3 protein-coding genes are annotated in these 1885 nt (G+C 52.7%); all 3 read left to right on the top strand.

From position 1 onward, the window contains the following. Window positions 1–86: 86 nt before the first annotated feature. Window positions 87–380, top strand: a complete 294-nt coding sequence (tnpA, locus tag FT643_RS22965; protein WP_156873729.1) for an IS66 family insertion sequence element accessory protein TnpA — start codon at window positions 87–89, stop codon at window positions 378–380. A gap of 5 nt (window positions 381–385) precedes the next feature. Then, window positions 386–727 (top strand): IS66 family insertion sequence element accessory protein TnpB, encoded by a 342-nt coding sequence (gene tnpB / locus FT643_RS22970; protein ID WP_198043835.1) that lies wholly within the window; start codon window positions 386–388, stop codon window positions 725–727. 26 nt (window positions 728–753) lie between these two features. Continuing rightward, window positions 754–1885: IS66 family transposase (gene tnpC, locus FT643_RS22975; RefSeq protein ID WP_156873731.1), on the top strand; the 1132-nt coding region annotated here is incomplete at its 3' end.

The following is a 1885-nucleotide window of genomic DNA, read 5'->3' on the forward strand; positions in this document are numbered from 1 at the left end:
AGTAACCGCTCATTCTACCGCGTTCTTTCCCCATCCGAAATCGCGCGATAGGCTAACTCCATCTGATCACTGATGGAGTCATATCAATGCCAACCCAAAAATACATTCGACGATCCGCCGCCACCTGGGAAAAACACATCGATCAATACCAGCAGTCCGGCCTGTCCGGAGCGCAATTTTGTCGAGACCAACAATTACCCTACGCCAGCTTTTGTAAGTGGCGCCAGCGTATTCTGGAGGCCGACGATTCACAACCCACCTCGGCCGTGTCTGAGCCGGGCTTTGTCGAATTAAACACTTGGCCCGATGCGCCAGACCGCCCCTGGCGGATCACGCTCAAGCTGGGCAATGGCGTCGAGTTGTTACTGAGCCAGCCCTGATGTTTATGCCCGAACCCAACGTCAGGATCTGGCTGTATACCCAACCGGTTGATATGCGCAAATCCTTTGATGGCCTCAGTACGTTGATAGTGTCTCAGCTTCAGGATGATCCGGCCAGCGGCCAACTGTTTGTGTTTATCAATCGACGCAAGACTCACCTAAAGATTCTGTATTTTGATGGCGCCGGATTTTGTATCTGGTTCAAGCGCCTGGAGCAAGGGCAATTTAATTATCGTGCTTCCGGAGATAACAAAAAGCGGTTGAGCTGGGCTCATTTAAAATTGTTACTGGATGGGCTGGAAGTTAAAAAAATCCGCCAATATAAGCGCTATATTCATGCAGCGTAGGGTTCAGGTTGGTATAATCCAACCCCATGAAATCGCCATCTAATCCGGCCGCCCATGCGCCATCACAACCTGAATCCACACCGGCTTCTGCTGAGACAGAAGTCGCGTTGTTGCGTGAAGAAAATCAGCATTTAAAAGATCGCGTTGCCTGGTTCGAGCGTCAGCTGTTTGGCCGTAAATCGGAGAAGCGCATTATCGATGCGCCGGACCAAATCAATCTATTGGGAGAGCCCACCCAAACCCTGCCTGAACCGGAAGACACCGTCACCGTCTCGTCCTTCCAGCGCGGTAAAGCCAAAAAGCTGCGTCCGGACGATTGCGCTACCGATGCCGGATTACGCTTTAGCGAAGACGTCCCGGTGGAAGTCATTGCGGTGATGCCCCCCGAGCTGTCCGGTTCTGACGCTGATCAGTACGAGATTATCGACACCCACATCACTTTTAAACTGGCCCAGCAATCGGCCAGCTATGTGGTCTTGCGTTATGAAATGCCGGTGTTTAAGCACAAGGCAGACCAATCCATGCAAACCGCCGAGTTGCCAGACCCGGTGTTGGAGCGCAGCATTGCCGACGTCAGTCTGCTAGCCGGATTGCTGGTGGATAAGTTCCAATACCATCTACCCCTGTATCGGCAACACCAGAGAATGGCACAACAGGGCATCACAGTAGCCCGCTCTTCCTTAACCAACTGGGTTAAACGCTCGATAGAATTGCTGCGCCCCATTGTCGAAGCGCAATGCCGGCATATTCTGCTTAGCCGGGTGCTGGCAATGGACGAAACGCCGATTAAAGCCGGGCGACAACACAAGGGCAAGCTCAAGCAAGGCTGGTTCTGGCCCCTTTATGGCGAAGATGATGAAGTGGTCTTTACCTACAGTGAAAGCCGTGGCCGACAGCATATTGAAAACACCCTGAAAAGCCAATTCAACGGCACCCTGATCACCGACGGTCACAGTGCTTATGCCCGTTATGCAGAGAAAACCCAAGGCGTCACTCATGCGCAGTGCTGGGTACACAGTCGCCGTTACTTCGTTCAGGCACAAGAGCGTGATCCGCAGGCAGCGGATCAGGCGCTGAACCAGATCGGCGGGCTATATCAGCTCGAACAGACGATTCAGGAACAAAAGCTCACCGGCGATAAAAAGCATCAATACCGAC

It is taken from the genome of Ketobacter sp. MCCC 1A13808, from assembly GCF_009746715.1.
GTDB lineage: Bacteria > Pseudomonadota > Gammaproteobacteria > Pseudomonadales > Ketobacteraceae > Ketobacter.